This window comes from Actinoplanes sp. NPDC023936 (assembly GCF_040639325.1).
GTDB lineage: Bacteria > Actinomycetota > Actinomycetes > Mycobacteriales > Micromonosporaceae > Actinoplanes.
In genome coordinates, this window is the sequence record NZ_JBEZZR010000014.1 from 84,737 (window position 1) to 110,835 (window position 26,099).

Sequence of the window (26,099 nt, forward strand, 5' to 3'; positions counted from 1 at the left end):
GCGTCGGCGAACGCCCCTGCGGTCGTGCGGCTCATGGGAGGTGTCGCGCTCAGCGGCCCGGACGGGTCGCCGGCGCCGGTGCGCAGATCGCGGCCACCGCCCGGCCGATCCGGGCCCGCGCCTCCGGCCCCGCCCCCTCGGTCAGCGCGACATGCTGCAGCACCCCGGCCAGGGCCAGCGCCAGCGCCGCCGTGTCCACCCCGGACGGCACCCGGCCCAGTTCCTGCTCGGCGGCCAGATAGCGCGCCGCCGACCCGGCGACCACCCGCAGCCCCGCAGTCCCCGGGCCCAGCACCCGCTCCACCTCGGCGGTCAGCGCCGGGCGGAAAGCCGTCAACCGGGTCAGCGTCAGCACCACGTCCAGCGGCAGGGTGAGGATCGCCTCGCTGAGGTTGCCGTCCACGGTGCCGCTGCCGAGCCGCTCCGGCAGGGCGGCCAGGGACGCGGCGATCTGGAAACTGCGATCCACCCCGTACCCGATCAGGAAATTGTCGAAATTCCGGAAGTGCGTGAACAGCAGGCCGGTCGCCACCCCCGCCTCCTGGGTCACCGCCCGGCTGGTCAGCGCGCCCTCGGCGGCGATCACCCGCTCCACCGCGGCGAACAGCTGCTGGCGGGCTTCCGGCACGGCGATTCCACGGGGCATGCCGAGATTTTAGGCGTTGCGCCGTGATGAGCAAACGCTCATAGTGGTTTGAGCAGATGCTCATACCTGAGGAGGACACATGGCGAGACGAGCGGTGATCATCGGCGCGGGGATCGCGGGCCTGGCCACGGCGGTGCGGCTCGGGCGCGACGGGTGGGACACCCTGATCGTCGAGCGGGCGCCGGCGCGACGCCGCAGCGGTTACATGGTCAACCTGATCGGTGCCGGGTTCGACGCCGCCGAACGCCTCGGCCTGCTGTCCGCGCTGACCGAAAAAGATCTCGGCGTCCTCACCACGGTGCTGGTCCGCGCCGACGGCAGCCCGAAGTTCACGGTTCCCGCGGCGGTGGCCGAGGCGGCGGTCGGGCCGCGCGCCATGACCGTCTTCCGCGGCGACCTGGAAGCGGCGCTCTTCCGGGAGGTCGCGCTCTACCGCGAGGTCGCGACGGACATCCGCTTCGGGACGACCGTCACGGCCGTCGATCAACACCCCGATGGGGTACGGGTGACGCTCTCCGACGGCACCACGGAAGAGGCGGACCTGCTCGTCGGGGCGGACGGTGTCCATTCCCGTACCCGGAGGATGTTCTTCGGTCCGGACTTCCGGGTCGACTTCCCCTACGTGGTGATGGCGTTCCCGGTGCCCGGCGACGCGTCCGGCTCGGCGATCACCCACATCGGACCAGGCCGCACGGCAGCGGTCGTCAACCTCGGCCCGGAACGCTCCTCGGCGTTCGTCACCTACCGGTGCGCCGACCCCGGCGCCGAACTGAGCGAGGGCCCCACCGCGGCCCTGGCCGGCGCGTTCGGCGACGTGACGATCGGGCTGCCGGCCACCGTGCCGGACGACGCCTACTTCGACCGGGTCAGCCAGGTCGTCATGCCCCGATGGAGCGACGGCCGCATCGTGCTCGTCGGCGACGCGGCCTGGTGCGTCACCCTGTTCGCCGGCCACGGGGCGACGCTCGCCCTGACCGGCGCCGACCGGCTCGGGCAGTGCCTCCAGCAGCACGGCTCGATTCCGGACGCGCTCGCCGCCTGGGAGGCGGACCTGCGCCCGGAGGTGGCGAAACGGCAGGCCACCGCCAAGCGGGGAATGATGCAGTACGCTCCGCCGACCCGCTTCCACGTCGCCGCGAGCGACCTGATGATGCGAGCGATCACCCTGCCCGGAGTCCGCGACCTGGTCCGCCGGGCCATCGAACGCCAGAGCCGCTGAGCCCGCGGCGGGTGACCATGGGGCGACCGGCGCCGTTCCGGCGGCGGCGCTTCAGCCGACCGGCCGGATGCCCCGCATCAGGATCTCCAGGTAACGGTCGAGTGCGGCCTCCCCCGCGTCCCCGCCGCTGACCACCGCGTACCGGATCCCACACGTGAGCCTGCGCAGATCGTCAGGCGTGACATCCGCCCGGACGACCCCCTCGGCCCGCGCCCGCGCCAGCACCTCCCGCGCCGCCCCCATCAACGCGGACAGCAGGCCCCCGAGCTCCGCATACTCCACCTCTCCGGACGCGAGCACCCCGGCCAGCGCCGGATCGGTGAGCTGCCGGCGCAGCGTCGCCCGGATCAGCCTGCTCAGTCCCGCCCCGATGTCCGGCTCCACCGCCGCGGCGCGTGCTTCCCCGACGAGGTCCCGGAAGCTCTCCTCGGCGAGCGCCTCCAGCAGCGCCTGCCGGCCGGCGAAGTGCCGGTACATGGTCCCGACCCCGACGCCCGCGTCCTTGGCGACGGCGTTCATCGGCAGCTCCAGATCACCCGCTTCGAGGCGGGCGCGGGCGGCGGCGAGCATCCGGGCGCGTACGCGGGCCGAGTCCGCACGAAGAGTCACACCCAGAGGATAAGTCATCCGCTCCGTGCTACGGTCGACACCGCAGCGGATAAATTATCCGCAGGTGCAGAGAGGGCTGCCATGGCAACGACCTGGGCATTCGACGACATCCCGGACCAGACCGGCCGCACCGTGCTGGTGACCGGCGCAAGCAGCGGCCTGGGCCAGATCCTGACCGGACAACTCGCCCGGCGCGGAGCCTCCGTGATCATGGCGGTGCGCGATACCGGAAAAGCCGATCGGGTACGGGCCGGGCTGCCCGGCGACATCGAGGTGCGCCTCGTCGACCTCGCCGACCTGGACTCGGTGCGCCGCTTCGCCGACCGGATGCACGCCGACGGCCGCACCCTTGACGTGCTGGTCAACAACGCCGGCATCGGCCCGCAGGAGCGGACGCTGAGCCCGCAAGGGTTCGAGCGGACCTTCGCCACCAACCACCTGGGCGCGTTCGCCCTCACCGGGCTGCTGCTCGACCTGTTCCGCCCCGATCACGACCCCCGGATCGTGTCCGTCACGTCCAACTTCTACAAGACCATCAAGGTCCGTGACCCGTTCACCGATCTGACCGGCGCCGGCCGCTGGTCGCCGTCCCGGGCGTACACCGAGAGCAAACTCGCCAACATCGTGTTCGGCGTGGAGCTGGACCGCCGCCTGCGCAGTTCCGGCAGCCCGGTGCGCAGCCTCGTCGCCCACCCGGGGATGGCGACCACCCCGATGCACGACACCGCGCGCGGGCTGGCCCAGCGGGCGTTCCTCGCGGTCGGCACGCGACTGCTGGCGCGTACCGCCGAGCAGGGCACCCTGCCCCTCGCGTACGCGGTGACCAGCCCCGATGCCCGGCCCGGCGTCGCCCTGGGCCCGGGCCGCCGGAAAACGGATCTCCGGGTGCACGCCGACCCGATCGCTCCACCGGCGAGCGACAGGGCTCTCGCCGCCCGGCTGTGGACCGTCTCCGAGCAGGCGACCGGCGTCCACTACCTGAGCCACCCCGTCCCGGCCGGCTGATACTGAGCGGCCCCGCACCGGCCGGCTGACAGGTGTATCCCGGCGCGGAGCGGGAACGCCACCCCGCATGGCGAAGGCACGCGCCGCCTCCGTGGCGGCATCGAGTCAGTTCACCGGCGACGACGGGATCCGGCAGCCGGCCGGAGAGGTGCACGCGTGGACGCCGGGGATGAACCAGACCCTGTGCGGGCTGGCCCTGAGCCGGACCCGGCTGCGGACATTCCCGCACGTCAGGTTCGACTTCCGGGCCACCGACGTGGTCACCGCCGAGGACGAGGTGCGGTACGTCTGCCCGCGCTGCGTCGCCGCCACGAGCAGGCGCGGCGAGCGTTCCTGGACCCGCACCGCGCCGCGCCCCTGATCAGCCAGGAAGGGCGGCGGCCATCCGGCGTACCGCCTCGGTGACCACCTCCGGCGACGTGCCGATGTTGAAGCGCACGTGCCCCGCCCCACCGGCCCCGAAGGTCGGGCCGGGCACGAACGCCACCCGCCCCCGCTCCAGGAACACCGCCGCCGGATCGTCGCCGAGCCCCAGCTCCCGGCAGTCCAGCCAGGCAAGATACGTCGACTCGCCCGGCCGGTACCCGACCTTGGGCAGTTCCGTGGCGAGCAGCGACGCCAGCAGCCGCCGGTTCTCGTCGATGCCGGCCAGCACCGCGTCGAGCCACTCCCCGCCGTCCCGGAACGCGGCGGTGTGCGCGATCACCCCGACGTGGCTGGCCCCTTCCCGCACCCATTCCGGGATGCCGGCGAGATCATCGGCGGCGTCCGGACCGGCGACCACCAGGGCCGCCTTCAGCCCGGCCAGGTTCCAGCCCTTCGTCGCGGAGAGCACCGCGAACCCGCGCGAGGCGCCCGGCACACTCAGGTACGGCACGAACGTCGTCCCCGGCAGCACCAGCGGCGCGAAGATCTCGTCGGACACCACGCGCAGCCCGTGCCGGTCGGCGAGGGCGGCCAGTTCGGACAGCTCGGCCGCCGTGTGCACGGTCGCGGTCGGGTTCTGCGGGTTGCACAGCAGATAGGTCGCGCCCGGACCGGCCCGCCGGAACGCCGCGTCGAGCGACGCGGGATCCAGCCGCCCGTCCGCGCCGAGCGGCGCCTCCTCCACGGGTCGCCCCGTCCGCCGTACATAGATGTAATAGGGCGGATATGTCGGGCTGCTCACCACGACCGCCCGCCCCGGCTCACTGATCACCCCGAGCACCTCCAGGATGCCGGCCATCACGTCCGCGACCACCCTGGTCCGCGCCGGTTCGACCCCTTTCCACCCCCATCGGGTACGGGCGAAGCCGTCCAGCGCTTCCGCATAGGCGCTCCCGGCCGGGTAGCCGGTGTCACCGAGCCGCACCGCGTCGGTGATCGCCCGCACGACGGGGTCGGCCAGCGGCGCGTCCATCTCCGCCACGAACACGGGCAGCACATCCGGAGGATAGGTGCGCCACTTCTCACTCGTACGCCGGCGAAGTTGATCTAAGGAGAGACGCCGCAGCGGGTTCCCATCGATAGTCATGCGCCCCAGCCTATGTCCGAGCGGAGTGGCGAGGGTCCTGACAGGATGGTGGGATGGACTTGGATCTCGACGCCGCGGTCTCGTTCGTCGCCACCCACGCCCGTGCGCTGGAACGGCGCCGCCTCGCCCACCTGCTCGGCCGCGGGGAGCCGGAGGCCGTCCTCGCCGCGCTGGACGGATACCGCAACCCCGACGGCGGATACGGCTGGGCGCTCGAACCCGACCTGCGTTCGGTGACGAGTCAGCCGGTCGGCGCGATGCACGCCCTGGAGGTCTGCGCGGAGATCGGCGACACCGGCCCGGAGCGGGTGCCCCGGCTGCTGGACTGGCTCGCCGAGCAGTCGAACGACGACGGCGGGATCCCGTTCAGCCTGCCGTTCGCGGACACCGAGGGATGCGCACCGCACTGGGTGGCCGCCGGCCCGGACTCGTCGCTGACGATGACCGCACAGCTCGCGGCGCAGGCGCACCGGCTGGCGCGCCGCAACCGCAAAGTCGCGCGGCACCCGTGGCTGGCCGCCGCCACGGCGTACTGCCTGGACACCATGGAGGGGATCACCGAGGAGCCGCACGCGATCGAACTGATGTTCACGATGTACTTCCTGGACGCGATCGCCGGCGACGACCCCCGGGCACGGACGCTGCTGGACCGGTGGACCGGTTTCGTCCACCTGGACGGCCCGACGCCGGTCGCCGGTGGCGCCGAGGGCGAGGTGCTCCACCCGCTCGACTTCACGCCGCACGCGGACTCGCCGTCACGGGCCCGGTTCAGCGCCGAGGCGATCGCCGCCGACCGGGAACGCCTCGCCGGTCAGCAGCGGGCGGACGGCGGCTGGGACGTCACGTTCCAGACGTTCAGCCCGGCGGCCGCCCTGGAGTGGCGCGGTTACGCCACGGTCCAGGCCGTCATGGTGCTGACCGAGGCGGCCGGGCCGCGCCAGGCGACGTAACCGTCGGGACGGACCAGGACCGCCTGATCGGTGTCGGTCACCGGGGCTGCCACGCGCAGGCGGTCCCGGTACCCGGGGAAGTCGCCGGCGGCGATCAGCACGTGCTTGCCCTCGCGCAGCGCCTCGTAGAGGCGCTGCCCGGAGCGCAACGGCTGATCGGCGGCGCGCGGCACGCCGGGATAGCCGATGCCGATGCCGGAGATCACGCCGGCGGCGCGCCGGGTCACCGCGGGCACCGCGAGCAGGGCGGCGCCGACGGCGTTGCGCGTGAGACGCGCCGGGCGCGATCGCAGCATCGCCATCCGGATCAGGGCGCCGCTGCTGCGCAGCACCAGCGTGCCGACCGGGTGACGTTCCTTCTGGTACGTGTCGAGCAGGCCGGCCGGCGCCTTCCCCCGCACGGTGGCCGCCAGTTTCCAGGAAAGGTTCGCGGCGTCCTGGAGGCCGGTGTTCATGCCCTGCCCACCGGCCGGCGAGTGCACGTGGGCGGCGTCGCCGGCGAGGAAGACGCGGCCGATCCGGTACCGCGGGGCCTGCCGCTCGTCACTGTGGAAACGGGACAGCCAGCGTGACTCGGTCAGGCCGAAGTCGGTGCCGTGGACGCGGCGGGTCACCTCCCGGATCTCCTCGAGGGTGACCGGCGTGTCGTCGCTGACCTGGTGGCGGCGATCCCAGGCGAAGATCCGGTACCAGCCGTCGCCGAACGGCGCGACCATCGCGAACGCGTCACCGACAGCGTTGACCGCGAGCACGTCCTCCGGCGGGTTCGTCAGGCGCACGTCCGCCAGCATGATCGAGGTCAGCACGGCCCGGCCCGGGAAGGGCAGCCGCAGCGCCGTGCGAACGGCGCTGTGCACGCCGTCGGTGCCCACGACGTAGTCGGCCTGCTCGGTCCGGTCGGCGAACTCCAGCGTGACAGCGCCGCCGTCCTGGCGCAGGCCGGTCAGCTCGGCGCCGCGCACGATCCGGGCGCCGAGCTCGATCGCCCGCCGTTCCAGCGCCTGCTCGACCCGGTACTGCGGGGTGATCAGCAGGTAGGGGAACCGGGACGGCAGGGTGGAGAGGTCGAGCCGGATCCGGTCGAACAGGCGGAGGCTGTCGATCCGGGCGCCGCCGGCCACGATCTCGTCGGCGAGCCCGCGGGCGTCGAGCAGCTCCAGCGTGCGGGCGTGCACGCCGAAGGCGCGGGTGAGATTCGAGGTGCCGGTGCGGCGCTCGTAGACGGTGACGGGCACTCCGGCCCGCGCGAGGTCGCCGGCGAGCAGCAGCCCGGTGGGCCCGGCTCCGATGATCGCTACCATGCCTCCCCCTCTGAAAGTCAACGCTTGTTGGCAACGGTAGGAGTCGATACATGGTCAAGTCAACAGGTGTTGGCAAACGCTTGTTGGCATATGCTGACGGGCATGCCACGACGCTCCGACACCACCCGGGCCGCGATCCTGGCCGCCGCCCGCGAGCGGTTCGCCGCCGACGGCTTCGAGCGCGCCACGATCCGGGCGATCGCCGCCGACGCCAACATCGACCCGTCGATGGTGATGCGCTATTACGGCAACAAGGAGGGCCTGTTCGCGGCCGCCGCGGAGTTTGACCTGCGCCTACCGGACATGTCCCATATTTCGCTAGATGATGTGGGACGTACTCTGGTGACGCACTTCTTCGAACGCTGGTCCGGTGACGAGACGCTGCTGGCGCTGCTGCGCGCGGCAGTCACCCAGGACGCCGCGGCCGAGCGGATGCGCACGATCTTCGCAGCGCAGCTGGGGCCGGTCGCCGCCCGGGTAGCCCCGGATCCGGAGCAGGCGGCGCGACGCGCGGGGCTGGTCGCCACCCAGATCCTCGGTTTCGCGCTGTGCCGCTTCGTCCTGCGGCTGCCGCCCGTGGCCGACATGGACCGCGAGGAGGCGATCGCCTGGCTCGCACCTACCGTCCAGCGCTACCTGACCGCTGCCGGATGAACCCGAGGCACCCGGCGGCGTCCGCTCTGATCTCCTGCGACGAGAGGAAGGACGTCAGCGTCGACGCCGGCGACCGCGATCGCCGTTCAGACCCTGTCCCCCGACCGGCTGGCTGAGACGGCGGGGGCCTCGGCCGGCTGAGCCGAGTCACCGCGCCGGAAACGGCTGGTCACGGCCGCGATCGGCCACAGCAGCAGGACGAGGACCGCGAGCACCAGGTATTCGGCCATCGGGACGCGCAGGATCTCGTGGAGGTGGCTCAGGCCCTTCCACGAATAGACCGCCGTCGCCGACCCCAGATACGCCGCGAAAATGGCCCATCGGGTGCCCGCGCCCCATCCGAGCCCGTGCATCTGGGTGATGACGAAGACCGCCAGGAATCCGAAGAGGAATTTCGGCCAGGCGCCGTCGAGTCCCGAGTTCATCACCGCGACGAGTGTTCCGTGCACGACGACGAGCAGTTCCAGCGACAAAGTCCACCAGCGGTTCGTGTGCGCGGTCGTGAAGATCAGGCAGCTCTGCAACAACAGCAGGAACATGTAGAAGAAACCGATCAGGTGGCCGCTGGTGCCCTCCATCGGGTGGTACCAGAATGTGTAGATCGCGGCCCAGCTGAACAGATATCCGTGATAACGCCGGGCGAAATCCAGGACCGAAACCGGAATGGGCGCCTTCTTCCCGGCGACCAGGCCACGGCGGCGGTTCTCCATCAGCAGGACGACGACCAGGAGCAGCACGACCGAGCCCTGTGAGCTGAAGATGGACACGTCCTGGGCGAGCCCGTCGTAGAAGACCCGGGTCTGCACGGCATGCAGCAGGATGAATCCGAGATTGACGCCGATCGCGAGCACGTTGAGCCGCTTCAGATGACGCGTGTACCGGTGGACGCGCGTTTGCGCGTACCAAATCAATCCCCATGCCACGATCTGGTGGGCCGCATAGCCCAGCCACGCGGAGAGCCGGGTCCACACGGTCGGGTCGGGGAGCTTCCAGTAATACCAGCTCGCGCCCTGGTCGGGCCGGAGCGGAACGTCGTGCAGCGTCTGCCCGACCAGCCACACCAGGCCGGTGAGCAGGGCGACCGCGGGCACGCCGTAGATCAGCGCGCGTTCACTGCGAATCGGGGCGCTCTCGTTGACCACGCGGGCAGTATGGCGGATGCTCAGCAAGCTGAACAATGGGCGGACATCAATGGAGGCTGGCGATGAGCCGGTACCGATTGCACGTCAACGGCAAACGCCGGGCGGTCGACGTCCCCGGTGACACGCCGCTGCTCTGGGCGCTGCGGGAGGAGCTCGGCCTGACCGGGCCACGGTACGGCTGCGGGGTGGGCGCGTGCGGCGCGTGCGTCTCGCTGATCAACGGCCGGGCGGGGCGGCCGTGCGTACAGAGGGTGGACGAGTCCGAGAATGACAGCATCACGACGATCGAGGGCCTGAACCGCCATCCGGTCCAGCAGGCGTGGGTCGAGCTCGACGTCGCCCAGTGCGGCTACTGCCAGCCCGGCCAGATCATGACGACCGTCGCGCTTCTCGCCCGCCACCCCGATCCGAGCGACGCCCAGATCGACGAGGCGCTGCGGGACAACGTCTGCCGCTGCGGCACCTATCCCCGGATCCGGGCGGCCGTGCGCCGCGCCGCTGCGCTGGCGCGAGGCCGGAAATGATCACACGGCGGGGCCTGCTGAGCGCGACCGGAGCGCTGGTCGTCGGCGCACCCCTGGGACAGGGCTTGCGAGGGTACGGATCCGAGCTCACGCCGAGTGTCTTCGTGCGCGTCGACGGCCGGGGACGCGTGATCGCCACCGTGCCCAAGCCCGACACCGGCCAGGGCGTCCGCACGATGGCCGCCGTCCTGGTCGCCGAGGAGCTCGCGGTCGAGGTCGCCGACGTGACACTGGAGCAGGCGCCCGGCGACACGGCCCGGTTCGGACCGCAGGCCGTGCAGAACTCGACGTCGAGCCGGCAACTCGCCGGGCCGCTGCGCACCGCCGCGGCGACCGCCCGCTGCCTGCTCGTCACGGCGGCCGCGCAGCGCTGGCAGGTGCCGGCCGCCGAGTGCACCGCCCGCCGGGGCCGCGTCGAGCATCCCCGGCACCGGCCACTGCCCTACCGTGACCTGGTCGGCGACGCCGCGACACTGGACCCGGCGAGCGTGCCGGTCACGCTGACGCCGCCGGAGCGGTGGCGGCTGATCGGGCGTACCCGCGTCAGCCGGACGGACGCGTGGGAGATCGTCACCGGCCGCGCCCGGTACGGCGCGGAATCCGCGCCGCCCGGCGCCCTGGTCGCCGTGGTCGCGCGCCCGCCCTGGATCGGCGCGCAGGCGGACACCGTCGACGACAGCGCCACGCTGGCCGTGCCCGGTGTGGTAGCGGTGGTCCGGCTGCCGTCGCCGGCAGCGGGTCAGGGCGGCGTCGCGGTGATCGCCCGGCGCACGGCGGCGGCGCTCAGCGGCCGGGCGGCGCTGCGGGTGACGTGGACCGGCGGCACGCCGCAGGCCGACAGCCGCGCCTGGATCGCCGACCTGGAGGCCGCGCTGCCCCCGGTCACCGGCAGCCCGGACATGCAGCGCGTCTTCCGGCTGCCGCTGCTCGCGCACGCGCCGATGGAACCGATGAACGCGACAGCCGATGCCGGCGAGTCCGGGGTGACGGTGTGGGCACCGACCCAGGACCCCGGCGGCCTGCGCACCCAGCTGTCCCGGATCCTGGCCCGGCCCGACACCCAGATCACCGTGCGCCCCACCCTGGCCGGCGGCGGGTTCGGGCGGCGCATCGAGCCGGACGCGGTCTTCGAAGCGGTCGCCTGCTCGGCGGCGGTGCGGCAGCCGGTCACGGTGCGGTGGACCCGGGACGACGACACCCGGCACGACTCGTACCGCCCGATGTCGGTGCATCGGCTCGGCGTCACCCTCGGGGCCGACGGGGTGCCGACGAGCCGGTTCCACCAGGTGGCGACGTGGCCGCTGACCGTCGTTCCGATCTTCAGCAACCCGGCCCTGGTGCGGGCGAGCGGCGACCACTTCCCGTACGCGGTCCCCGGCGACGTCTCGGTGACCCTGCGCCCCGCGCCGCTGCGGACCGGGTTCTGGCGGGCCGTCTACGCCGGACAGTTCGGGTACGCCGAGGAGTGCTTCCTCAGTGAGATCGCGCGCCGTGGCGGCCACGATCCGGTCGCGTTCCGCCGGCGGCTGCTGCCGGCCGATTCCCGGCTGCGGCGGGTGCTCGACGCGGCCGCCGAGCGCCACGGTCCGGCCGGCGGGGCCGCGTGTCACCTGGACTACGGCTCGGCGATCGCGATCCTGGTCTCGACCGGCCCGAGGATGCGGGTGACAGCGGCGGTCGACGTCGGCGTCCCGGTGCACCCGTCCGGCGTGACGGCGCAGGTCGAGGGCGGGGTGATGGACGCGGTGTCCACGGTCCTCGGCGCGCAGATCACGGTCCGCGACGGCGCGGTCGTCCAGTCCTCGTTCCGGGACTACGCCTGGGCCCGCATCGGTGACTGTCCCGAGATCGACGTGATCCTGGTGCCGTCGGACGCCCCGATCGGCGGGCTCGGCGAACTCGCGTACCCACCCGCGGCCGCCGCGATCGCCTCGGCCCTCGCCGCCGCCGGCGCCCCGGTGGAGGGGATGCCGTACGGCATCGGAGTAGGTTGATCGTCGTGGAAGACGTCGAATCGTGGCCGACCGGCCGCCTGCTCTCGGCCGCCGCACGCATGGTGGAGAGCCGGTTCGACAGCTTCCTGACCGATCTGGACCTGACCCACGCCGGGATGATCGTCCTGCATCACCTGGCGGGCGGGCCGCTCTCGCAGCGCGAACTGGCCCGCCTCTGCCGGGTTACGGATCAGACGATGAGCCGTACCCTGGAACGCCTTGCCCGCACCGGCCACGCCGACCGCACGCTGGACCCGCGGGACCGGCGCCGGACCGTCGTGGCGATCAGCGAGAAGGGCGCCGAGGCGCTGACGGCGGCCCGCGCCGAGGAGCGGCGGTTCGAGCGGGACCTCGGGTACGCCGAGATCCGCCCGCAGCTGATCGCCCTGCTCAAGAAACAGCTCTGACGGTCTTTTGTGATCACTGCGTGGCTCGGGCTTTTCTGATCAGCGCGTGGCTCGGGCTTTTCTGATCAGGGCGTGGCTCGCGCCGCCATCGCTGCGTGCGGCCGGTGGCCGTCCCCGGCCGGGCGGACCAGCCGCTCGACCTCCGCGAAGCCGGCTCCGGCCAGCCGCGCGGCCATCGCGTCCGGCGGCCACCGGTAGGCGGTCGTCACCTTGTGATCGAAAGCCGCCACCTCGTCGCCGACGAAGAACCCGATCACCAGGCTCCCGCCCGGCCTCACGGCCCGGCGGAACCGCGCGAGCACGGCGTCGATCTCGTCCGGGCGCCGGTGGATCGTGGAGTACCAGGCGAGGATCCCGTCCAGCCCGGTGACGTCGAGGTCGTCCATCGACCCCACCCGGAAGTCGATGCCCGGATGGGTGGCCCGGGCGTGCGCGACGAACGACGGCACCAGGTCGATCCCGGTCACGTCGGCGCCGAGCGCGTGCAGGTGACCGCTCAGGTGCCCGGGCCCGCATCCGGCGTCGACCACCCGGCCGGCCAGATGGCGGCCGATCAGCGCCAGGTCGTCGGCGTGCATGCTCTCCGCCGACCCGAACAGTTCGATGTAGAGGCCGGCGACGTTCTCATAGGCTTGCTCGATCCCGGTCATCGCCGCTCACCCTAACGCCGCCGTCTCGGCGAGGAACTCCAGGCGGTTGCCGTGGGTGTCCTCGGTGTGGAAGCGGCGCATGCCGGGCAGCTCGTCGTCGCCCCAGACGACGGGGTGACCGGCGGCGGCGAGGCGCGCGGCGAGCTCGTCCAGGTCCGGCCAGAGCAGGCCGGGGTGCGCCTTGCGGGCCGGCCGGAAGTCGTCCTCCACGCCGAGGTGCAGCTCGATGCCGTGACCGGCGAACCAGCACCCGCCACGGGCCGCGAGAGCGGGCGGTTTGGGCTTCTCGGCGAGCCCGAGCACACCGGCGTAGAACGCCCGGGAGACATCCTCGGAACCACGCGGGCAGGCCAGTTGGATGTGATGGATCATGTCACCTCTTTTACAAGACGTACGTACGGTTTGAATCCTCCGGCGATACTAGCAACGTGACGATCAAGGCGCTGATCTTCGACTTCGACGGGCTGCTGATGGACACCGAGACCACGCTGCTGAACAGCTGGCGGTGGGAATGGCGGCGACACGGCCTGGAACTCGACCCGGCGGGCTTCTTCGCCGACCACGGCGGCGACATCAACGAGTCGCGGTACGCCGCCCTGGCCGCCGCGGCCGGAGCGGGATACGACCGGGAGACCAGTCATGCGCTGCGGACCGCGTACCGGGCCGAGCTCAACGCCGCGCTGAAGCCGGCGCCGGGCATCACCGGCTGGCTGGACCGGGCCGCCGACCTGGGGCTGCGGCTGGCGGTGGCGAGCAGCTCACCGCTCTGGCACGTCGGTGCGATGCTGGACCAGGCCGGGCTGCGGTCCCGCTTCGAGGTGCTGGCCACCGGCGAGGAGGTGGCCGCGCACAAGCCGGATCCCGCCGTCTACCTGCTGGCCCTGGAACGCCTCGGGCTGCCGGCCGCCGCGGCGGCCGCCTTCGAGGACACCGCCCACGGGGTCGCGGCCGCCCACGCGGCCGGGTTGCGCTGCGTGGCCGTCCCCAACCCGCACGCCGACCACGCACGGTTCGCCGCGGCCGAGGTGCTGCTGTCCAGTGCGGCCGACATGTCGCTCGACGAGGTGCTGACGGGTCTGCCCCCGTACGTTGGCAGTGTTTGACATGTCGGTGACGATGGGCGCATGCGGAGGCGGCGGCTGACGGGGAGCTGGATCCGGAGTGGGCGCGGTGCGACCGGCCGGGATGGATCGCAGTCTGCCGCCGCGCCGCGCCAGCTGGTCCGGCTGGCGCCCAGTGCTCTCCCGCACCCGCTCCAAGGAGCACTGACCTTGCTGGCTGATCGACGAGCCGTCGACTCGTCGGATGTGAGACGGGCGCCGCCGGTTGTCGATCGTGGAGCGGTCCGGGCGGGCTGGTGCTCAGTGCTCTCGAGACAGGTATCCGGCAGCACTCGTGACCAGCTCGTCGTGCCCGGCTGGCGCTCAGTGTTCTCGCCTGCTGCCCGGGGCAGCGCTGAGCGCCAGCCGGGCCACGCCTTTCCATGATCCACGCCAGCCGAGGACAGCACTCACGACCAGCTGGTCCGGCTGGTGGTCAGTGCTCCCGGACGCGGCAACGTTCCCCCGGGGGCGGGATCATCGCCGCTGCGCGGGCCAGCCGACGACCCGGGCCGGGCCACCGCGTCAGCACGAACCGTTGCCACCCAGCGTGCCGGCATCCGCGGTCAACGTCGCGCTTTCCGGAAACCCGCGGACGCCCCAGGCCCCGCAGAATGACGCAGACCCCACAGCGCTCCACCGACACCGGCAACCGACCGTGACACACGGCCGCATCGGCGCACTACCGGCGGCGGATATCAGCCAACAGGGGTGGCGGGTATCAGCCAACCGGGTCAGCACTGTGCGCCGGCCGCCCGCCGCTCCACGATCCACACCGGCGTCCAGCGGGCCCGATCGAGCCGGCACGACGTCGATCTCACCGTCGCGATGAGCACGACGGCGGGCCGTCCACGCGGCCGCGCGGCCGCGCCGAGCACGACGGCGGGCCGTCCACGGCGGAGCGTCGGGACAACGGGAAATCCGGTGCGCCGCGCGGCCGCGCGTGCGATGCTGCCCGCCGATGACTGATCTCACCGCCGCGTTCTGGCGCGCCCACCACGACCTGCCCCGCGAGGCCCCCGGCTCGGCCGCCACCACCGAGCTGCTGCTGCGCCTGGCCGGCGCCCTGCCCGCCGAGCCGCGCGTGCTCGATCTGGGCTGCGGCACCGGACCGGCCACGATCGCCCTGGCCCGGCTCACCGGCGGGCACGTCACCGCCGTCGACCTGCACGAGCCCTTCCTGGAGCGCCTCACCGCGAACGCCCGGGCGGCCGGCGTCGGCGACCGGATCGAGACACGTCTCGCCTCGATGGACGACCTCGACGTCGCGCCCGGGTCGGCCGACCTGATCTGGGCCGAGGGCTCGGCCTACATCATGGATTTCGACGCCGCGCTCGCCGCGTGGAAACCGCTGCTGGCGCCGGGCGGCGTGCTGGTGCTCACCGAGGCGGAGTGGCTGACCCCCACGCCGGCGGCGGGCGCCCGGGAGTTCTGGGATCCGGGCTATCCGGCGATGCGCACCACCGCCGGCAACGTCGAGGCCGCCCAGCGTGCCGGGTGGACGGTGCGGGCGGCGTACGTGCTGCCGGACAGCGACTGGGACGAGTATTACCGGCCCCTCGCGGCGAGCATCGAGCGGCTGCGCCGCGAGGGCGTCCCCGGCGATCTGCTGGACCAGGTCGGCGCCGAGATCGGGGTGCGGGCCGCGCACGGCGCGGACTACGGCTACACCGGGTACGTGCTCCGGCCGCGCGCCTGAGGCCCGGCGCGCCGGGCGCAGGACCGGAGCCACCGGCTCGGTGGCCGGCAGATCACTGACCGTCGAATCGGCGCGCCCGATAGTTGACCATGTTGACCCGGTTCCCGCAGCGCACGCTGCAGAACCGCTTCGATCCGTTCTTCGACAGGTCGATGAAGATGCCCGTGCAGTCGTCGGCGCCGCAGACCCGCAGCCGGTTCGTCTCGCCGGTGCGGATCACGTCGATCAGCGCGAGGGCGGCCTCCACCCGGATCCGCTCGGCGAGCGGCGACGTCGGCTCGGTGGCGTGGATGTGCCAGTCCGAGCCGTCGTGGCGGGTGAGGTACGGCAGTGCGTGCGCCTCCCGCAGCATCCGGTTGACGGCCTCCACGGCGGCGTCCCGGTCCAGCGTCCACACCTCCCGCAGCAGCGCCCGGGTCTCCCGCACCGCCGCCAGCTCGGCCTCGTCGTGGTCGATGCGTCCGGAGTAGACGTACCTGCTCAGCAGCTCGCGCAGCTGCTCGACGGTGGTGATCTCGTCGGCCCCGGAGCGAGAGGCGCCGGGGCTGGTGTTGACGAGCGTGACGACGAACTCCAGCGACTCCTCGGTGTCAGGGGCAAAAAGCAATTTGACTCCCTACTAAACCCGGCCTAGCGTCAGGGACGAACCTAATTTAGCCCATGACAGGGGACCCGCCGTGCACCTCTCGCCGCGCTCCGCCGGACTTCTCGCCGCCGTGACCTCGGCCGCCACCTTCGGCACCTCCGGCGCGTTCATCAAACCGCTCCTGGAAGCCGGCTGGTCCCCGGCGGCCGCGGTCACCGCCCGCGCGCTGATCGCCGGCCTGCTGCTGCTCCCCTTCGTGCTCGTCGCGCTGCGCGGGCGCTGGGACGCGCTGTGGCGGGCCCGCTGGCGGATCGCCGGCATGGGCGCCATCGCTGTCGCGTTCACCCAGCTCACCTACTTCGCCGCGATCAGCCGGATCCCGGTGTCCACCGCGCTGCTGGTGGAGTACCTGGCGCCGCTGCTGCTCGTCCTCTGGGCCTGGGCCACCACCCGGCGGATGCCGCGTCCGGCCGTGCTGCTCGGCTCGGCCCTGGCGATCGGCGGCCTGGTGCTGGTCATCGGGCCGGGCGCGCTGCAGGCCGTCGACCCGGTCGGCATCCTGCTCGCGTTCGCTGCCGCGATCGGCTGCGCGGTGTACTTCGTGGTCGCGGCCCGCCCCGCCGACGGGCTGCCGCCGGTCGCCCTGGCCGGCGCCGGGCTGCTGCTCGGCGGCGCGGTGCTCGGGCTCACCGGCCTGGCCGGGATCGTGCCGATGACCGCCACGAACACCCACGTCACGCTGCTCGGCACGATCGCACCGTGGTGGGTTCCGCTCGCCGTCGTGGCCGTCTTCGCGACAGCGATCGCCTACGCGACGGGCATCTTCGGCTCCAGCCGGCTCGGCTCCCGGCTCGCGTCGTTCGTCGGGCTGCTGGAGGTGGTGTTCGCGTCGGTGTTCGCCTGGGTCGTCGTCGGTGAGGCGCTCACCCCGTTGCAGATGGCCGGCGGCGCGCTGATCCTGGCCGGCATCGCCTCGATCCCCGCCGAGCCGGTCGCCGCCCCCACCGTGCCCGGTGACGTCGCCCCGGCGCTGGTCAGGACCGCCTGAACCGCTGCCAGAACCCCGCCAGGGTGGTCGCGCCCTTGAGCAGCACCTCGATCGACGCGCGTTCGTCGCTGTCGTGCCAGCGGTCCTCCGGCAGGCCGGTCCCGAAGAACAGCACCGGCGCCCCGGTCATCCGGTTCAGCAGGTCCGCCGGGCCGCCGCCGGCGTTGCCCATCCGCCCGGCCGGGACGCCCCAGGCTTCCTCCATGGCCTCGGCCAGCACGTCCAGCGCCGGGTGGTCCGGAGGTGTCCGGTACGGGTCCTGCCCGCTCTCCTCGGAGACGGTCAGCTCGTACCCGAATCGGTCGCTGATCTCCTCGGCCACCCAGCGGCGCAGCTGGTCGCCGACCGCGGCAGCGGTCTGATCGGGCACGATGCGGATGCTGATCGTCGCCTCGGCGGCGGCCGGCACCGCTCCCCGCGACGGCCCCACCGGGTCACCGCCGAGGACGCTGATCACCTCGGCCGCGGGGCGCAGCCAGAGCCGCTCCAGCACGGTGTACCCCGCCTCCCCGCCGATGCTGCGGGTGTCCGACCGGGCCAGCCAGTCGTCCTCGGTGAACGGCAGCGCGGCAAGTTCGGCGCGCCGCCGCTCGGACGGCTCGTCGACGTCGTCGTAGAAGCCGGGCAGCGCGATCCGGCCCTTGTCGTCGTGCAGCTTCCCGAGCAGCCGGGACAGCTCCAGGACCGGGTTCGGCGCGGGGCCGGAGACCGCGCCGCTGTGCATGTCCCGCAGCGGGCCGAAGACCCGCAGCTGGGCCAGGATCATGCCGCGCATGCTGGTGCAGATCGCCGGGTGCTCGGCGTGCCAGAGGAGCGTGTCCGAGAAGAGGATCAGGTCGGCGGTGACGCCGTGCTCCTCCAGCAGCGTGCGCAGCTGCCCGGACCCGGTCTCCTCCTCTCCCTCGACGAGCATCGCGATGTTCACGGCCGGTGCGCCCGCCTCCGCCAGATACGCCCGCATACCCCACACGTGCGCGATCACCTGGCCCTTGGCGTCGGAGGCGCCGCGGCCGTAGACGTACCCGTCCCGGACCACCGCCTGGAACGGCGTGGTCTCCTGCCACTCCTGTTCCATGGCGGCCCGCACGTCGTGGTGGCTGTAGATCAGCACGGTCGGGGCCCCGGGATCCGTGCGCCACTCCGCGTAGACGGCCGGGGCGCCGTCCGCCTTCCACACCTCCACGGTCGGGAAGCCGGTCTCGCGCAGCGCTCCGGCCAGCCAGTTCGCCGAGCGCAGCAGGTCCGCCTCGTGCTCCGGAACACCGGCGACCGAGGGTACGGCCACCCAGTCGGCGAGTTGCTGGACAAGATCGTCACGATGGTCGTCGAGGTAGTTGCGCGCAGCCGTGGACATGGCGCGCGGACTACCCCGTACCGGGCCGGATAATCCGGGAATGCGGATCATGAGTGTGAACGCCTGGGGCGGCGCCCGGGCCGACGAGCTCCTCGCCTGGTTGCCCGGAAGCGGGGCGGACGTCGCCTGCCTGCAGGAGGTGACCCGGACTCCTGGGCTGACCGGCTGGACCCGGTTCGACGACGGCGAGCGACAGCTGCCGCAGCGGGCCGGCCTCTTCGACGACGTCCGCGGCGCGCTCCCCCGCCACCAGGGAATCTTCGTGGCCGGCGACTCCGGCCCGGTGCACGACGAGGACGGCGGCCGGCACCGGCAGGACTTCGGCCTGGCCACCTTCGTCGGCGAACGGTGGCCGGTCACCGGGCTGGACTCGGCGTTCGTGCACGGTTCGTTCACCGACCACGCGGAGTGGACGATCGCCGACCGGCCGCGGGCCGCGCTCGCGATCCGGACCGTCGACCGGTCCACCCCGGACGGCGGGCGGCAGGTGTGGGTGGTTCAGGTGCACGGGTTGCGGGATCCGGCCGGCAAGGGCGACACCCCGGCCCGGCTGCGGCAGGCCACCCGGCTGGCCGAGCTGGTGAACCGGATCCGGGGGCCGCGGGATCTCGTGGTGCTCTGCGGCGACCTCAACGTGCTGCCGTCCAGCGAGACGTTCGCCGTGCTGGCCGAGGCCGGGCTGACCGACCTGGTCGGCACGGCCGACACCCGCACGTCGAGTTACCCCAAGCCGGTACGGCATGCCAGTCACCTGCTCGTCTCCGACGTGGCGGCGGTCAAGCACTTCGCGGTGCTGTCCACACCGGAGGTCTCCGACCACCGGGCCCTGATCCTCGACATCTGAACGCCTGATCTTGACGTCTGAAACGGCAGTGGTTTTGCGCCGTGGAACCACATGTCGATAACAATGAGATCTGCGTGCTGATATCGGCGAGCATCGACCGAACAGTCCTACTATTCTCGCTGCCGTGCCTACCGATGCTCTTCCCACACCTCCCCCCTTCGAAGCGGTCGAGAACTGGGCGGGTGCCGGGCGGGTGATCCGCGCGGCCGGGCCGGAGGTGGCCGCGTGGCAACTGCCTGACCAGCAGAAAACCGCCCTCACGTCCAGCGGTGTGCCAATGATCGACGGGCTGGTGGACGTCGTGTCGTTCCAGGCCAAACCGACGATGTACCAGCTCGCGCACGCGCGCGGCCTGGACCGGATCTTCGGCGCCGCCACGGCCACCGGCGCGGTGGTGGAACATTCCCCGGAGGCCGGGATGCGATTCGTCAACTCGTCCATCGTGCATTGGCTCTGGTCATTGCATCTGGTCGGCAGCTGGGTGAAAGGGTCGGCGGCGCTGGCCCGGTGGGACGAGGACCCGGAGGCGGAGGAGCAGACGTTCGCGGAGATCGCGGCGCTGCTGGAGCAGATCCGCGCCCTGGACCCGCCGGCGGTCGGTGACGGCAGCCACGATAAGCACTTCTGGCCGGCCGTGCTGGATCGCTGGCTGTACTAGACATGTCCCGCCCGCCGGGACCGGAAGCGGGCCCGGTTAGGATCTGCCGGATGACGAACGCGTTGGTGCCGCTGAGGTGGTACGCGGGGCTGGCCGTGGTCTTCTTCGGCCTGCTCCCCGCGACGATGGTGACGGTGCTGGTGATCCGGGGGAACACGCCGTCGCCGGTCGGTTTCCTGCTGATCGGCGGGATCCCGCTGGTGCTGGCCGCCGTCGTGTTCGCGGTGCGCGGCATGGCCGGCTCGGAGCCGGAGCTGGCGGCGCGGCGGCTGAACCTGAGCATGGCCCTGGTCGCCGGCGCCGACGTGCTGCTGCTCGGCGGCAACGCGCTGATCCGGATGGCGTCCTAGAGCGGGGTCGGGGTAGGTCCTGCGCGGCGCTCGCTGAAACGCCGCACAGGAGGGCCGGGATCACCCGGTCAGGCGGGTTCCGGGACGGCGTCCGGCTCGGCGGGCTCGGGGACCTCCTCGGGCGGAGGGGGCGGCAGCGGATCAGGGTTGTCCGGTGACAGTTCGCCTGGGTCGTCGGGAATCGGCGCGCCCGGGTCCAGCGGCGGGTATTTATCCGGGTTGGTCGACATGCGGCACTCCCTACTCGTGGTCGGTTCGCGGAGATCCACACCTACCCGGCCACCGCGGCGATCAAACGGAATTCCGGCATTTCGGGCACGTTGCCGGTTTTCGGCGCGGTGCCGCCGCGCGCGGGACACGATGGCAAACGTGAAAGCTGACGACTACGGCGAGTGGAACGCCCGGATCCTCGCCCGCGAGCAGGTGAGCCGGCGATCGCTGTTACGGGCCGTGATGGCCGGGGCGGGCGGCTACGCGTACGCACAGTTCCACCTCGCCAACGCGGCGTTCGCGGCCGGCGGCGGCACGGCGGGACCCGCCGGGGTGGTCGTTTCCGGTCGACACCTGTCGTTCGTGCCGGCTGCCGACGGCACCCTGCGACCGGCCATGGCGATCACCGCGCAACTCGTCAGCAAAACCGGTTCGCTGCCGGCGAAGATGCGCGCGTACGTCGACGTGGGGTCGGCGCCCGGCCAGTACGGAACCCATTTCGAGGCCGACATCCGGCACCTGACCGGCCAGTACGCCATTCCCGGCGGACCGATCGGCAGCCAGTTCTACCTGAAGGCGACGGTCAGCGGATTACGGCCCGGAACCGTCCATCACTATCGGATCCGGCTCTCCGACGGAACCGTCAGCGGCGACTCGCCGTTCTCCACCGCGCCGGCCCGCGGCACGACCGTTCCGGCCCCGTTCACGTTCACCGCGTTCGCCGACGTCGGCACGAACACCGCGCCGACCGACCCGCGATTCGCCTGGGGACAGAATCCGCCGTCGGTGACCGCGAAGAACGGCACCTGGCCGCCCGGGGTCTTCGACAACAACTCCTATCTGCCGGACGATCCGGTGGCCGGGGCGCACGGCACCGACAAACGGCCGGCGCTCACCCAGACCATGCTGCTCGCCACCCAGCGGCCCGTTTTCACGCTGCTGGCCGGCGACATCTGTTACGCCAATCCGTCCGGTTCCGGGCTGCCCGCCGACGACACCACGGCACTGACCAGGATCGCCCCGAAGAACAAGAACCTCTACAACCCGTACGTCTGGGATGTGTTCCTGAATCAGATCGAACCACTGGCATCCAGCACGCCGTGGATGTTCACCACCGGCAACCACGACATGGAACCGCTCTACGGAAAGACCCGATTCCTCGGCGACAGCCCCACCCACGGGTACGGGGGTCTGGTGGAACGGCTCGATTTTCCGTCCAACGGGCCGCACACCTGCCCGTCGGTCTACCGCTTCGTCTACGCCAACGTCGGCTTCATCTCGGTCGACGCCAACGAACTGTCGTCCGAGCTGCAGACGAACACCGGCTATTCCGGCGGGGTGCAGGCGAAATGGCTGAAACGCAGCCTGCGCGAATGGCGCACCAGCCGCACCGACATCGACTTCGTCGTCGCGTTCCTGCACCACTGCGCGTACTCGACGACGAACAGCCACGCCTCCGACGGCGGCGTCCGGGACGTGATCGACCCGTTGTTCAGCAAATATCAGGTGGACCTGGTCGTGCAGGGACACAACCATCTGCTCGAACGCACCGACCCGATCCGGTACGGCAGACGCACCCGCCACGCGCCGGACGGCTCCACCATTTCCCCGGTGACCGACGGCGTCACCTATCTCTGCGTCGGCTCCGGCGGCCGGCCGCGCTATCCGTTCCGGGTCGCGCCGTCCACGGCCGCACCCCCGCCGAAAGGCGTGAAACCGTCCGGCCCGCAGTTGTTGCCGGCCGGGCAGCGCTATCGCGGATATCGGCCGCCGGGCGGCCCGAACACGGCCGAGAACAACACCGAGAACATCGTGAACAGCTACGTCTGGTCGGCGGACCGCAAGATCCGGCCAGCCGGTCACCCGACCGGCACCCGCGTCCCGGAAACCGTCGACTGGTCCCAGGTCCGCTACGACGCTTACGCGTTCCTCGCGGTCGACGTGACGCCGGCGGCGAAGGGCGCCCGCACCACGATGACGGTCCGCAGCCTGGCCGACGCCCTGCCGGGCAGCAAGCAGCCGTTCACCGAGATCGACCGGATAACCCTGACCCGGGTCGCCGGCCGCGGACTGATAGCCGAGCCCGATTGATCGCGGCACCAGCTCAATCGCCGGCGCGGCGCCGGCTCATCGCGGTAACGATCTCGGCCACCTGGCGGATCGCCGGCGCGGTGTCTCCGGCGCGGGTCGCGATCGCCAGGTCCACCGTGGGCGGATCCGCCAGTTCGGCGTAGACGACCCCGTCCAGGGTGAGGCTGCGGACCGGCTCGGGGACCAGCGCGACACCGAGGCCGGCCGCCACGAAGACGACAAGGGTCGCCGTCTCGCCCACCTCGGTGATCGGTTCCGGACGGAAGCCGGCGGCGGCGCAGGCGGCGAGGACGTGTTCGTGCATCGACGAGCGGTGCCCGGAGAAGTGCATGACGAACGGCTCGGCGCTCAGCTCGGCGAGACTGATCCGCTCCCGCCGGGCGAGCGGGTGCCGGTCGGGCAGGACGGCGACGAGGCGTTCGGTGCGCAGGACCTCGACCGTCACGTCCGGGCGTGCCACCCCGTCGGGGCGGAGCACCACCAGGTCGTAGGTGCCGTCGATCAAGCCGGTGAGCAGGGCCGGACTCAACAGCTCCCCGTGCAGTTCGAGGCGTACCCCGGGCAGTTGTCGCCGGATCTGGCGGGCCGCGGCCGGCAACAGGTCGTAGGTCGCGGTGCCGATGAAACCGGCCGACACCCGGCCGGCCTGCCCGGAGGCGACCAGCGACATGTCGGCCGACGCCCGGCTCACCGACCCGAGCACGGTGCGCGCGTGCTCGGCGAACCGGTGACCGGCTTCGGTCAGCTCGACGCGCCGGGTGGTGCGGGTGACCAGATCGACGCCGAACTCCCGCTCCAGCTGCTTGATCTGCTGGGACAGGGCGGGCTGGGCGATGTGCAGCCGATCCGCGGCCCGGCCGAAGTGCCGTTCCTCGGCGAGGGCCACGAACGAGCGGAGGTGCCGCAGTTCCATAACGGCAGATTATCAATTGGTTCGGATTGAGTATTGGATTCAATCGGTCACCGGGACATAGGTTGGACACATGAACTCCGCGTACCTCTATGCCGCGGCCCGCACGCCGTTCGGCCGCTTCGGTGGCGCCCTCGCCGAGGTCCGCCCCGACGACCTCGCCGCGACCGCTCTCACCGGTGTGCTCGCCAAGGCGCCCGCCCTCGACCCGGCCGCGATCGGCGACGTCGTGTGGGGCTGCGCCAACCAGGCCGGCGAGGACAACCGCAACGTCGGCCGGATGGCGGTCCTGCTCGCCGGGCTGCCCACCTCGGTCCCGGCCACCACCGTCAACCGGCTCTGCGGGTCGTCGCTGGACGCGGCGATCATCGCGTCCCGGGCCATCGAGTCCGGTGACGCCGACGTCGTCGTGGCCGGTGGCGTCGAGTCGATGACCCGCGCGCCGTGGGTGCTGCCCAAGCCGTCCCGCGCGTTCCCGGCCGGCAACGTGACGGCGGTGTCGACGACGCTCGGCTGGCGGCTGGTCAACGAGCGGATGCCGGCCGAGTGGACGGTGTCGCTGGGCGAGGCCAACGAGATGCTCGGGGACAAATTCAAGATCGATAGGGTACGGCAGGACGAGTTCGCCGCCCGATCCCACGAACTCGCCGCGAAGGCGTGGGACGAGGGGTTCTACGCCGGCCTGACGGTCCCGGTCCCCGGGGTGGACCTGGCCCGTGACGAGAGCATCCGCGCCGGGTCGACGCCGGAGAAGCTCGCCGGGCTGAAGCCGTCGTTCCGTCCGGACGGGACGATCACGGCCGGGAACGCGTCGCCGCTCAACGACGGGGCTTCCGCCGTACTCCTGGGATCCTCCGAGGTCGCGGGTCTGATCGGATCTCAGCCGATCGCACGGATCGCCGGGCGCGGCGTGCACGCGCTCGACCCGCAGGACTTCGGGTTCGCCCCGGTCGAGGCCGCGGCGAAGGCCCTGAAGCGCGCCGGCATCACCTGGTCCGACGTCAGCGCGGTCGAGCTCAACGAGGCCTTCGCGGTGCAGTCGATCGCCTGCGTCGACGCCTGGGGCATCGACCCGTCGATCGTCAACGCCCGGGGCGGCGCGATCGCCATCGGGCACCCGCTCGGCGCGTCCGGCGCCCGGATCCTCGGCACCCTGGCCGCGCGGCTGCGCGAGACCGGCGGCCGGTGGGGCGTCGCCGCGATCTGCATCGGCGTGGGCCAGGCCCTCGCCGTGGTCCTGGAGAACGTGGCGTGACGGCCTCGTTCTGCGACACCGCGCTCGACGCCGTCGCCGGCATCCGGGACGGCTCCACCGTCCTGGTCGGCGGGTTCGGCATGGCGGGCATGCCGGTGCGGCTCATCGACGCGCTGATCGAGCAGGGCGCCACCGACCTGACAGTGGTCTCCAACAACGCCGGCAACGGCGACACCGGCCTGGCCGCGCTGCTCGCCAAGGGCCGCGTCCGCAAGGTCATCTGCTCGTTCCCCCGGCAGACCGACTCCTGGGTCTTCGACGGCCTGTACCGGGCCGGCAAGATCGAGCTGGAGGTTGTGCCCCAGGGCAACCTCGCCGAACGGATGCGGGCGGCCGGGGCCGGCATCGGGGCGTTCTACGGCCGTACCGGGGTCGGCACTCCCCTCGCCGAGGGCAAGGAGACGCGCGAGATCGACGGCCGTACCTATGTCCTGGAATTTCCGATCAAGGGTGACGTGGCGCTGATCGGCGCCCACCGCGCGGACCGGATGGGCAACCTGGTCTACCGCAAGACCGCCCGCAACTTCGGGCCGGTGATGGCGACCGCCGCCTCGCTGGTGATCGCCCAGGTCGACGAGATCGTGCCGACCGGTGACCTGGACCCCGAAGCGATCGTGACACCGAGCATCTACGTGGACCGGGTGGTGGCGGTATGAGTTCCCTCGACAAGCACGCGATGGCCGCTCTGGTGGCACGCGACATCGAACCCGGTTCCTACGTGAACCTCGGGATCGGCCAGCCCACCCTGGTCGCCGACCACCTGCCGCCCGGCGCCGGGATTGTGCTGCACACCGAGAACGGCATGCTCAACATGGGCCCGGCCGCCACCGGCGACGCCATCGACCCGGACCTCACCAACGCCGGCAAGATCCCGGTGACCGAGCTGCCCGGGTCGTCCTACTTCCACCACGCGGACTCGTTCGCGATGATGCGCGGCGGGCACCTGGACGTCTGCGTGATGGGCGCCTTCCAGGTGTCGGCCGGCGGCGACCTGGCGAACTGGCACACCGGCGACGCGGACGCGATCCCGGCCGTCGGCGGGGCGATGGACCTGGCGATCGGGGCGAAGAGCGTCTACGTGATGATGACGCTGTTCGCCAAGAACGGCTCGCCGAAGCTGGTGCCGTCGTGCACGTACCCGCTGACCGGCCTGGCGTGCGTCGACCGGGTCTACACGGACCTGGCGACGTTCCTGATCACGCCGGAGGGGGTGGTGGTGCGAGAGACGTTCGGCATCACGTTCGAGCAGCTGAGCGAACGCCTCGACGTGAAGCTGCTGCGCCCCTGACCGCACCACGGGTCCTGCGCCGGTCGAGCGGCTGGCGCTGATCTCCTACCCTGAGGTCACCTTCACGGCGAACCGGGGACACGGGGGAGGGC

Annotated in this window: 29 protein-coding genes; 18 read left to right on the forward strand and 11 right to left on the reverse strand. The window is 72.0% G+C overall.

The genetic code is table 11. The annotated features are described in order from the left end of the window. Positions 1-49: 49 nt before the first annotated feature. Entirely contained in the window at positions 50-646 is a 597-nt protein-coding gene (locus AB0F72_RS20105; protein ID WP_360433203.1) for a TetR/AcrR family transcriptional regulator, read from the reverse strand. A 79-nt stretch (positions 647-725) separates the two neighbouring features. On the opposite strand from AB0F72_RS20105, the gene AB0F72_RS20110 reads away from it, so the two are divergent. Continuing rightward, positions 726-1,865 carry an FAD-dependent oxidoreductase gene (locus tag AB0F72_RS20110; RefSeq protein WP_360433206.1) on the forward strand — a complete coding sequence of 380 codons (1,140 nt, stop codon included), beginning with the start codon at positions 726-728 and terminating at the stop codon, positions 1,863-1,865. A 51-nt stretch (positions 1,866-1,916) separates the two neighbouring features. On the opposite strand, the gene AB0F72_RS20115 is transcribed toward AB0F72_RS20110, so the two are convergent. Further along, positions 1,917-2,474 (reverse strand): TetR family transcriptional regulator, encoded by a 558-nt coding sequence (locus AB0F72_RS20115; protein WP_360433209.1) that lies wholly within the window; start codon positions 2,472-2,474, stop codon positions 1,917-1,919. 81 nt (positions 2,475-2,555) lie between these two features. Between AB0F72_RS20115 and AB0F72_RS20120 the strand changes: the two genes are divergently transcribed. Both AB0F72_RS20120 and AB0F72_RS20125 read left to right on the forward strand, forming a co-directional pair. Then, positions 2,556-3,479, forward strand: a complete 924-nt coding sequence (locus AB0F72_RS20120; protein ID WP_360433212.1) for an SDR family NAD(P)-dependent oxidoreductase — start codon at positions 2,556-2,558, stop codon at positions 3,477-3,479. A 67-nt stretch (positions 3,480-3,546) separates the two neighbouring features. Further along, positions 3,547-3,840 (forward strand): hypothetical protein, encoded by a 294-nt coding sequence (locus AB0F72_RS20125; protein WP_360433215.1) that lies wholly within the window; start codon positions 3,547-3,549, stop codon positions 3,838-3,840. On the opposite strand, the gene AB0F72_RS20130 is transcribed toward AB0F72_RS20125, so the two are convergent. Beyond that, a complete protein-coding gene (locus AB0F72_RS20130) occupies positions 3,841-4,992 on the reverse strand; it encodes an aminotransferase class I/II-fold pyridoxal phosphate-dependent enzyme (protein ID WP_360433218.1) in 1,152 nt (383 codons plus the stop codon). 53 nt (positions 4,993-5,045) lie between these two features. On the opposite strand from AB0F72_RS20130, the gene AB0F72_RS20135 reads away from it, so the two are divergent. Continuing rightward, positions 5,046-5,942: a hypothetical protein gene (locus AB0F72_RS20135; RefSeq protein ID WP_360433220.1), complete on the forward strand. Its 897-nt coding sequence runs from the start codon at positions 5,046-5,048 to the stop codon at positions 5,940-5,942. Here the strand turns inward: AB0F72_RS20135 and AB0F72_RS20140 are convergent. Then, a complete protein-coding gene (locus tag AB0F72_RS20140; RefSeq protein ID WP_360433223.1) occupies positions 5,879-7,243 on the reverse strand; it encodes an FAD-dependent monooxygenase in 1,365 nt (454 codons plus the stop codon). The genes AB0F72_RS20135 and AB0F72_RS20140 overlap by 64 nt on opposite strands. Positions 7,244-7,345: 102 nt before the next feature. On the opposite strand from AB0F72_RS20140, the gene AB0F72_RS20145 reads away from it, so the two are divergent. Continuing rightward, positions 7,346-7,897: a TetR family transcriptional regulator gene (locus AB0F72_RS20145; RefSeq protein ID WP_360433226.1), complete on the forward strand. Its 552-nt coding sequence runs from the start codon at positions 7,346-7,348 to the stop codon at positions 7,895-7,897. 86 nt (positions 7,898-7,983) lie between these two features. Here the strand turns inward: AB0F72_RS20145 and AB0F72_RS20150 are convergent, their stop codons facing one another. Further along, positions 7,984-9,039, reverse strand: coding sequence for a hypothetical protein (locus tag AB0F72_RS20150; RefSeq protein WP_360433229.1), 1,056 nt, complete (start codon positions 9,037-9,039; stop codon positions 7,984-7,986). A gap of 62 nt (positions 9,040-9,101) precedes the next feature. Here AB0F72_RS20150 and AB0F72_RS20155 point away from each other — a divergent pair, with 62 nt between their 5' ends. From AB0F72_RS20155 to AB0F72_RS20165, 3 genes are read left to right on the forward strand one after another with little or no spacing between them, the layout of a single operon-like run. After that, complete coding sequence (locus AB0F72_RS20155; protein WP_360433232.1) at positions 9,102-9,563, forward strand: (2Fe-2S)-binding protein; 462 nt, start codon at positions 9,102-9,104, stop codon at positions 9,561-9,563. Next, on the forward strand, positions 9,560-11,557 hold the full coding sequence (locus AB0F72_RS20160; RefSeq protein WP_360433235.1) for a molybdopterin cofactor-binding domain-containing protein: 1,998 nt from the start codon (positions 9,560-9,562) through the stop codon (positions 11,555-11,557). Before AB0F72_RS20155 ends, AB0F72_RS20160 begins: the two co-directional genes overlap by 4 nt. 5 nt (positions 11,558-11,562) lie before the next feature. Next, positions 11,563-11,964, forward strand: coding sequence for a MarR family transcriptional regulator (locus tag AB0F72_RS20165; protein WP_360433238.1), 402 nt, complete (start codon positions 11,563-11,565; stop codon positions 11,962-11,964). A 65-nt stretch (positions 11,965-12,029) separates the two neighbouring features. Here AB0F72_RS20165 and AB0F72_RS20170 read toward each other — a convergent pair whose 3' ends face one another. Next, positions 12,030-12,614, reverse strand: coding sequence for a class I SAM-dependent methyltransferase (locus tag AB0F72_RS20170; protein ID WP_360433241.1), 585 nt, complete (start codon positions 12,612-12,614; stop codon positions 12,030-12,032). Between the two features lie 6 nt (positions 12,615-12,620). Further along, the gene (locus AB0F72_RS20175) at positions 12,621-12,986 is read right to left on the reverse strand and encodes a VOC family protein (RefSeq protein WP_360433244.1); all 366 of its coding nucleotides are present in this window, start codon (positions 12,984-12,986) and stop codon (positions 12,621-12,623) included. A gap of 56 nt (positions 12,987-13,042) precedes the next feature. Between AB0F72_RS20175 and AB0F72_RS20180 the strand changes: the two genes are divergently transcribed. Beyond that, on the forward strand, positions 13,043-13,717 hold the full coding sequence (locus AB0F72_RS20180; protein ID WP_360433247.1) for an HAD-IA family hydrolase: 675 nt from the start codon (positions 13,043-13,045) through the stop codon (positions 13,715-13,717). Between the two features lie 958 nt (positions 13,718-14,675). Further along, positions 14,676-15,413, forward strand: coding sequence for a class I SAM-dependent methyltransferase (locus AB0F72_RS20185; RefSeq protein WP_360433250.1), 738 nt, complete (start codon positions 14,676-14,678; stop codon positions 15,411-15,413). A gap of 52 nt (positions 15,414-15,465) precedes the next feature. Here the strand turns inward: AB0F72_RS20185 and AB0F72_RS20190 are convergent, their stop codons facing one another. Continuing rightward, complete coding sequence (locus AB0F72_RS20190; RefSeq protein ID WP_360433253.1) at positions 15,466-16,020, reverse strand: CGNR zinc finger domain-containing protein; 555 nt, start codon at positions 16,018-16,020, stop codon at positions 15,466-15,468. 70 nt (positions 16,021-16,090) lie between these two features. Between AB0F72_RS20190 and AB0F72_RS20195 the strand changes: the two genes are divergently transcribed. Further along, positions 16,091-17,047, forward strand: coding sequence for a DMT family transporter (locus tag AB0F72_RS20195; protein WP_360433256.1), 957 nt, complete (start codon positions 16,091-16,093; stop codon positions 17,045-17,047). Here the strand turns inward: AB0F72_RS20195 and AB0F72_RS20200 are convergent. After that, positions 17,034-18,401 (reverse strand): M20/M25/M40 family metallo-hydrolase, encoded by a 1,368-nt coding sequence (locus tag AB0F72_RS20200; RefSeq protein WP_360433259.1) that lies wholly within the window; start codon positions 18,399-18,401, stop codon positions 17,034-17,036. The genes AB0F72_RS20195 and AB0F72_RS20200 overlap by 14 nt on opposite strands. Before the next feature lie 40 nt (positions 18,402-18,441). On the opposite strand from AB0F72_RS20200, the gene AB0F72_RS20205 reads away from it, so the two are divergent. The 3 genes from AB0F72_RS20205 (at position 18,442) to AB0F72_RS20215 (ending at position 20,253) form a co-directional block, all read left to right on the forward strand. Then, complete coding sequence (locus tag AB0F72_RS20205) at positions 18,442-19,245, forward strand: endonuclease/exonuclease/phosphatase family protein (protein ID WP_360433262.1); 804 nt, start codon at positions 18,442-18,444, stop codon at positions 19,243-19,245. Positions 19,246-19,369: 124 nt separating this feature from the next. After that, positions 19,370-19,903 (forward strand): SUKH-4 family immunity protein, encoded by a 534-nt coding sequence (locus AB0F72_RS20210; RefSeq protein ID WP_360433265.1) that lies wholly within the window; start codon positions 19,370-19,372, stop codon positions 19,901-19,903. Between the two features lie 50 nt (positions 19,904-19,953). Continuing rightward, positions 19,954-20,253: a hypothetical protein gene (locus AB0F72_RS20215; protein WP_360433268.1), complete on the forward strand. Its 300-nt coding sequence runs from the start codon at positions 19,954-19,956 to the stop codon at positions 20,251-20,253. 68 nt (positions 20,254-20,321) lie between these two features. On the opposite strand, the gene AB0F72_RS20220 is transcribed toward AB0F72_RS20215, so the two are convergent. Continuing rightward, positions 20,322-20,483 (reverse strand): hypothetical protein, encoded by a 162-nt coding sequence (locus tag AB0F72_RS20220; RefSeq protein ID WP_360433270.1) that lies wholly within the window; start codon positions 20,481-20,483, stop codon positions 20,322-20,324. Positions 20,484-20,613: 130 nt separating this feature from the next. Here AB0F72_RS20220 and AB0F72_RS20225 point away from each other — a divergent pair, with 130 nt between their 5' ends. Further along, entirely contained in the window at positions 20,614-22,554 is a 1,941-nt protein-coding gene (locus tag AB0F72_RS20225) for a metallophosphoesterase family protein (protein WP_360433273.1), read from the forward strand. A gap of 13 nt (positions 22,555-22,567) precedes the next feature. Here the strand turns inward: AB0F72_RS20225 and AB0F72_RS20230 are convergent, their stop codons facing one another. Further along, positions 22,568-23,467, reverse strand: coding sequence for a LysR substrate-binding domain-containing protein (locus AB0F72_RS20230; protein WP_360433276.1), 900 nt, complete (start codon positions 23,465-23,467; stop codon positions 22,568-22,570). Between the two features lie 70 nt (positions 23,468-23,537). On the opposite strand from AB0F72_RS20230, the gene AB0F72_RS20235 reads away from it, so the two are divergent. From AB0F72_RS20235 to AB0F72_RS20245, 3 genes are read left to right on the forward strand one after another with little or no spacing between them, the layout of a single operon-like run. Further along, positions 23,538-24,719 carry a thiolase family protein gene (locus tag AB0F72_RS20235; protein WP_360433279.1) on the forward strand — a complete coding sequence of 394 codons (1,182 nt, stop codon included), beginning with the start codon at positions 23,538-23,540 and terminating at the stop codon, positions 24,717-24,719. Beyond that, on the forward strand, positions 24,716-25,375 hold the full coding sequence (locus tag AB0F72_RS20240; RefSeq protein WP_360433282.1) for a 3-oxoacid CoA-transferase subunit A: 660 nt from the start codon (positions 24,716-24,718) through the stop codon (positions 25,373-25,375). Before AB0F72_RS20235 ends, AB0F72_RS20240 begins: the two co-directional genes overlap by 4 nt. Continuing rightward, positions 25,372-26,007 (forward strand): 3-oxoacid CoA-transferase subunit B, encoded by a 636-nt coding sequence (locus AB0F72_RS20245; RefSeq protein ID WP_360433285.1) that lies wholly within the window; start codon positions 25,372-25,374, stop codon positions 26,005-26,007. Before AB0F72_RS20240 ends, AB0F72_RS20245 begins: the two co-directional genes overlap by 4 nt. Positions 26,008-26,099 lie beyond the last annotated feature (92 nt).